Source organism: Microbacterium sp. (genome assembly GCF_032084865.1).
GTDB lineage: Bacteria > Actinomycetota > Actinomycetes > Actinomycetales > Microbacteriaceae > Microbacterium.
The window spans coordinates 1-6,410 of record NZ_DAMDLU010000156.1 but is presented as its reverse complement, the minus strand read 5'-3'; the positions used below and the strand labels follow the sequence as shown (position 1 = coordinate 6,410).

Sequence of the window (6,410 nt, the reverse complement as noted above, 5' to 3'; positions counted from 1 at the left end):
CTCGGCGAGGCGCCGCTCGACCGCGCACAGTTCGCGCTGCGCGGTCTCGAGCCGGTCGCCGCCGGACTGGCGCAGCAGGTCGAGCAGGCCGTCGCGCTCGGCTTCGGCGGCGTCGACGAGCGCCTTCTTCTCACGCAGGGTCAGATCGAGCGCGTGCGTGCGGTCACGCAGCTCGTCCTCGACCTCGCGCAGCAGATCGAGGCGGCGCTGGGCCCGCCACAGCGTCGCGCGCGAGTCGGGTGAGGCGAAGTCGCCCACCTCGTCGATCAGGCGCACCTGCTCCGCGGCCGCGGTGATCCGGTCCCGGATGCCCATGATCGGCTCGAGCGCGGTCACCTGCTGGCGCGCGGTGATCATGCTCGCGCGGGTGCTCTCGAGCTCGTCGAAGTGCGCGACCACGGCATCCGCCGTCGCCATCGTCTCGGGCTCTTCGAGAACCAGCCGCTTGTACAGGTCGTCGACCGTCGTGATCTGCTGACCGGCCTGGATGCGCGCGAGCAGACTCATCGCCTTCGCGCCGGAACCCGCCGCACCGATGCCCAGCACGGCGTGCAGGCGCGCCGAGAACTCGCGGTCGGTGCTGAGGGTGTCGAGTCCGAGGGCGCGCAGCGCCGAGTCGGCGAGACGCTGCGAGGCGGCCTCTTCCAGGCGCGCGAGGTCGAAGAACCCGTCGGTCGTGGCACGCACCCGCACGGTGTCTTCGAGGATGCGCGCACCCGCCGGGATGTACCAGGCGCGCAGCGCCGTGAACCGCGATCCGTCGTGGTCGAGCCACGTCATCGCGATCGCCGTCCAGGTGTCTTCGCCGTCGCCGCGCAGCACGCGCAGCCTGGTGCCCTCGTCGGTGCGCGACTCGTCGATCTTGCCGCGGCCGTACGAGAGGATGTTGCGCTGCTCATCGCCACGCGGGCGGCCGGTGATCCCGCCGTTGGAGGCACCGTTGAACGGGGTGGTGTGCGGCATCATCAGGGCGATGTAGGCATCCATCAGCGTCGACTTGCCCGATCCGGAGCCGCCGCAGAGCATGGTCGCGTTCGGTGAGAACCGCACCCGGTGAGGTCCGCCGTCGTACCCACCCCAGTTGATCAGCTGCAGATCTTCGGCGACCCACTGCTGACCGCGGGAGTCGGCGGGGATCAGCCCGAAGAGCGTGTCGAGCATCGTCACAGCGCTGCCTCCTTCTGGGCGGTCGTCGTCTGGGCGGTCGTCGTCTGGGCGGTCGTCTTCTGGGCGGTGGCGGCTCGGGATGCCTGCTGCGCGGCCTGCTCGCGCAGCCAGGCGCGCAGCTCGGCGAGCTTCTCGGCGCTCAGCACCACTTCGACCAGCGGGCTGATCCGGTAGCGGCCGAGGGTCTCCTCGTCGATCACGCCCTCGCGGTCGAGCCGGTCGAGCGCCGCGCGGATCGCCTTCTGCTGGCGGGCGGTGCTGCCGTCGGCATCCGTCAGGTAGCTGAGCACGGTCTGCTCGATGTCTTCGATGTCGATGCGCGGAGCCGGCTCACCCGCCGCCGACTCGCGCTGGAAGACCGTGCGCAGATGCACGAGCACGAGCGTCTCGGTGCGGTTGTACGGGGCGTCCTTGAGCAGGATCGGCACCTCGAACTCGTCCGAGCGCACCTGCTGCTTGTACGCCACACCACGGCCGAGGTCGACGACCAGGCGCACATACAGGTCGTGCATGCGCGACTCGATCAGTTGCTGGTGCTCGAGCAGCAGCGCCCACTCGGCGCGGCTGTCGGCGCTGAGGAACCGCCGCTGCAGCACGTGCACGAGCACGCGCCGCACCTCCGGATCGAGCGTGCCGCGGTCTCCGGGGAAGAGCTCATCGGGGTCGTCCTCCATCGCGACGGGCGCGATGAACGGCGCGTCGGACTGCGCGTCCGGGCGGTCGTCGACCTGTTCCGGGGTGCCGAACGCCGGTTCCGCAGCATCCGCACCGGCGTTTCCCATCCCCGACCCGGATTCCCGGCCCGCGGCCGGGCCCGAAGCAGCAATCTCGTCAGTCATCGTCGTCCTCCTCGGCCGCGCGGGCGGTCGCCGAGACGAACGCGAAGCGTCTCGCGGTGCCGTCTGGGCGCAGCGTCTCGACGGTCGACAGACCGTCGGTCTCGTTCATGCCGTTGCGGTGCGCGATCTCGAGCAGACCGACCAGGTCCACCGGGCGCCGCGTGTCTTCGGGGGCGCCGGTGAAGGCATCCGCCAGGTCGAACTGCTCGCCGAGCCCCGCGACGTACGACTCGAGCTCGGCGTAGCGGGGGCCGCCCCACGAGCGCGAGTCGGCTTCGAGGTACTCGACGTCGTCGGCATCCGTCAGCGGGGCGGGCGCCCCGGGCGGGCGCACATCGCCGACGGTCTGACGCAGCCGCCCGAGGTCGATCAGCGGCAGGCTGCGCACCGGCTCGACCGTCGCACTCGCCGGCGCGGTCTGCGCCCAGTGGTGCAGCCCCGATATGACATCGCGCAGCAGGTCGTCGATCTGCCGATCGCGCAGCGGGTCGTGCGTCTTCACCTGTCCGGTGATCACGTGCGAGGCGCGGCGCTGAGCGGCGAGCACCTCTTCGACGCCGAGCTCGACCCGGCGGCCGATCGCGTCGAACTCCGCCCGCTGCGTCTGGTCGAGGTGCCGGGCGAAGGGATGCGCGAGCAGGTCGTGCAGCTGCTCGGCGAGGGCGTCGATGCGGTCCGGGTCGCCGATCAGCCGCAGCGCTCCGGCGAACGCCCGCCCCTCGGGAGTCGACTGCATGACGTCCTTGGCGCGCTGCAGGTATTCGCGCAGCACCTCGCCGGTCGGACGCTCGTCACGGCGCAGGTGCGCGACGACATCGCGCTGCATCGCCTTGAGCGACTCGGCCACGCGGGTGAAGTCGGCGGGCAGCTCGCGCGCCAGGTGCAGGATGTTCTCGGCCTCTTCGTACAGCTCCTCGTCGTCGACGGGAACCGTGCCGTTCGCCTGCACCCGCAGGATCTCGGCGTCGAGTGCATCCCGTTCGGCGGTGAGGCGCGCGATCCGCTTCACCGGGTCGGCTTCGGCCTCGTCGGCCAGCCGCTCGACCGCGTCGAGCAGGGTGCGCACGCGCGAGTTCGACACGCGGGTGCGACCGCCGCCGGTGCGGCCGGTGATCTCGAGCGCCTCGACGGCATGTGCCGAGAGCCGGTACACCTCGACGTCGTCGTCGATCTGCTGCACGAGCCAGCCCTGCTTCGCCCACGTGCGGCACACCTCGCGGCCGTTGCCGGAGGGGATGCGGCGGTCGTCATCGTCGTGGCCGGCGGCACGCAGCTCGTCGAGAGCCTCGGCGACCTCGGCGTGCGCGTCGGCGACGGGAACGGCAGGCCGTTCGGCCGAGAACAGCATCGACAGCGCGGCGATGACGAACGGCGCCTGGCGACCGTGAAGCAGCCCCAGCGTCGGCGTTCGGAACGCCGCGAGGGAGCGAGAGTATGCCGCCTCGGCACGCGCGCCAGTCATCGGCTCCAGTTTATCGCGAGGGCGACGCGCGCCCGTCTTCGCCGGCCCCCGCCGGCCCCGGCGAGACTTGCGTTGCAGCATGAAACCGACCTTCGGCTGACAGGCCCCCCTGGAACACACGTCTCGACGACGCGGCCCCGCGAAACGTGCCCGAAGACGACGAAACCCCCGGCGTGAACCGGGGGTCTTCATCTGTAGCAGGAGCGGGGCTTGAACCCGCGACCTCACGATTATGAGTCGTGCGCTCTCACCAACTGAGCTACCCTGCCGCACGGCATCCGCATCGCAGATGCGAACTCCGAGCCCCGAGTCAGGATTGAACTGACGACCCCTTCCTTACCATGGAAGTGCTCTGCCACTGAGCTATCGGGGCGTGCTGCCCGTCTCCGGGCAACCAGATGAGATTATCACCTCACGGTGTCTCGCGCGAAATCGAGGCCTAGTACTCGTAGCGCCCGGCGTTTCGCTGCATCCACGGCAGCGGATCGACGGTCGAGCCGTTGATGATGATCTCGAAATGCAGGTGTGCGCCGTACGAACGACCGGTGTTGCCGACGTGGCCGATGACGTCGCCCACCTTGACCTTGTCGCCGGCCTTGACCTGCATCGAGCCGTGCTGCATGTGCGCGTAGTGGCTCGTCACGACCTGACCGTCGATGACGTGGTCGATGTAGATCGTCACGCCGTATGCGCCGCCGGATTCGGTGGCGGTGCGTACCGTGCCGTCGGCGATCGCCTGGATGGGCGCGCCCTCTCCCGGAACGAGGTCGATGCCGGCGTGCAGTCGGCCCCAGCGCTGTCCGTAGGGCGAGCTCATCGCCACGCCGACCTTGAACGGCCACTGGATGGCCGCCTCGGGGTCGTTCGTGTACAGACTCTCGGAGAACTTGATGCCCTCTTCGGCTGCGACCTGCGCGAGCGAGATCGTCGAGTACGAGTCGGAGCGGGCGAGCGACTCGCCCTGCACGTCGGCGGGGGCGACGAACGCCTGAATCTCGCCATCGCCCTTCTTCGCCGAGGAAGAGGCGGCAGACGTGCCGGCGACGAGGGATGCCGATGCGCCCCCCTGCGTGGCGGCGACGGCGGAGACGGGCAGCGTCATCGACACGGCGATGAGACCGGCGACGCCCATGATGCCGAGGCTCGCGCCCGCGGCGACGAACCGCGAGACGCGTGGCCGCCGCGGAGCGACGTGCGAGACCACGACGCCTGCTGACACGGGCTGGTCGGCGACGGGAACCTCGTCGACGGGCTGGTCATCGACCGGACGGAAGCCGAAGGCCTCTGATGCGGCCGAGAACGGATCGGAGCCGGTCGGGGCTGCGCCGGCTGACGCCGCCGCGGAAGAGTCGGTGGGTGCCGAGACTGCGACGGGATCGACGATCTCGGCCGCCTCCTCGCGCACAGCGGGCGAGAGCGGGGGCGCGACAGCGGATGCCACAGATGCGACGATCTCGGCGATGACCGCCGCGGGCGCGGCAATGACGGCCTCGGGCTCGGCGATGGTCTGCGCCTCGGAACTTCCGCCCGCGGACATCCGGCGTGCGCGGCGGCTGGTCGCGGCAGCCGAGACGGCGGCGGCGGTCACGGCCGCAGCGGCGGCGACAGCGGATGCCGAAGACGGGACGACCTGGTCTGCATTCGGAGTCGTCGAATCCGCGGGGACCACCGAAGCGGCGCGAAGTCGATTCGAACGACGCGTCGGGGCAGCGGCGTTCTCTGTGTGCTCAGGGGGCAAAACGGATCTTTCGGGTTTCTGGTCAAGCTGGGGAAGGGCTTGGTTACTCTCGCCGTTCGGGCGACGAAAATAACGATCGGATAAACGCTATCGTGCTCAGGCTGAAAAAGCCATGAGTCCGAACATACCGTTCAGCCGCGCCGATCGGAGATCAGCTCGCACAGTCGACGGTGGATTTCGGGGCCGCCGGCGACCAGCATCGGCCTGGCGGCGGAGGGATCGAGGCGGGTGACGGCTCCCCCGGCCTCCTCGACGAGGAGCGCTCCGGCGGCGAAGTCCCAGGGTTTCAACCCGCGCTCGAAGAAGCCGTCGAGGCGTCCGGCCGCAAGGTAGGCGAGGTCGATCGCCGCGGATCCCATGCGTCGCACGTCGCGGGCCATGGCCATCGCGCGCCTGACCGTGGCCAGGTCGCCGTCGTGGGTCGACGGATCGTACCCGAAGCCGGTGCCGAGCAGGGCTCCGGCGGGCGTCTCGGTGGTGACGGCCAGACGCGTGCCGTCGAGCCATGCACCCTCGCCGCGGACTGCGGTGAACAGCTCACCCAGCGCGGGCGCGCACACGGCTGCGGCGACACCCTGCCAGCGCTCGGGGTCGGGCTCGCCCTCGACGACGGCGATGCTCACCGAGTACCCGGGGATGCCGTACGCGTAGTTGACCGTGCCGTCGATCGGGTCGACGACCCACGTGCATCCGCTCGAAGAGCGCTCGGCACCGGTCTCCTCACCGAGGAATCCATCGTCCGGACGCTCGGCCCGCACTCGCTCGCGGATGAGGTGCTCGACCTCGCGGTCGGCCTCGGTCACGATGTCGGCGATCGTGGACTTGGTCGCGGCGAGCGCCACCCCCTCGGAGCGCCGACGGCGAGCCAGTTCGCCGGCTTCGCGCGCGACCTCAGCGGCGAGAGCCCCCAGATCGGCTGCGATCACTGCTGATCCTCGGAACCCTGCTGCGTGTGCGGCTCAGCGGTCGGCGGGACCGGGGGCGCCGGCGGAACCGGCGGCGCAGACGGAGCCTGCGGCACCGACGGAGGGGTCGGGGCGGCGGCGGGATGGGGCACCGGCGGCGCGGACGGAACCGCCGGAACGCCAGGTCCGCCGTGCGTTGCCCCGGGCGCGGGGTGCGTACCCGGAGCGCCCGTCGCGGGGTGCGCAGCGTGAGGGTGAGGAGCGCCCGGCATGGGCGGCACTCCGGTCGCGCCCGGCAC

5 protein-coding genes and 2 tRNA genes are annotated in these 6,410 nt (G+C 70.8%); all 7 read right to left on the bottom strand.

Going from position 1 to position 6,410, the window contains the following annotated elements:
* Nucleotides 1–1,167 (bottom strand): ATP-binding protein (locus RT309_RS13135; RefSeq protein ID WP_313357712.1); only part of this gene is annotated, 1,167 nt, incomplete at its 3' end.
* Entirely contained in the window at nt 1,164–1,841 is a 678-nt protein-coding gene (locus RT309_RS13130) for a DUF4194 domain-containing protein (RefSeq protein WP_313357714.1), read from the bottom strand. The genes RT309_RS13130 and RT309_RS13135, both read right to left, overlap by 4 nt.
* A 157-nt stretch (nt 1,842–1,998) precedes the next feature.
* A complete protein-coding gene (locus RT309_RS13125; RefSeq protein WP_313357710.1) occupies nt 1,999–3,468 on the bottom strand; it encodes a DUF3375 domain-containing protein in 1,470 nt (489 codons plus the stop codon).
* 195 nt (nt 3,469–3,663) lie between these two features.
* Nucleotides 3,664–3,737, bottom strand: a tRNA-Met gene (locus RT309_RS13120).
* 32 nt (nt 3,738–3,769) lie between these two features.
* Nucleotides 3,770–3,841: transfer RNA gene (locus RT309_RS13115), tRNA-Thr, on the bottom strand.
* A gap of 66 nt (nt 3,842–3,907) precedes the next feature.
* Entirely contained in the window at nt 3,908–5,056 is a 1,149-nt protein-coding gene (locus tag RT309_RS13110; protein WP_313357709.1) for a M23 family metallopeptidase, read from the bottom strand.
* A gap of 281 nt (nt 5,057–5,337) precedes the next feature.
* Entirely contained in the window at nt 5,338–6,132 is a 795-nt protein-coding gene (locus RT309_RS13105) for an inositol monophosphatase family protein (protein ID WP_313357707.1), read from the bottom strand.
* Nucleotides 6,133–6,410: the final 278 nt, after the last annotated feature.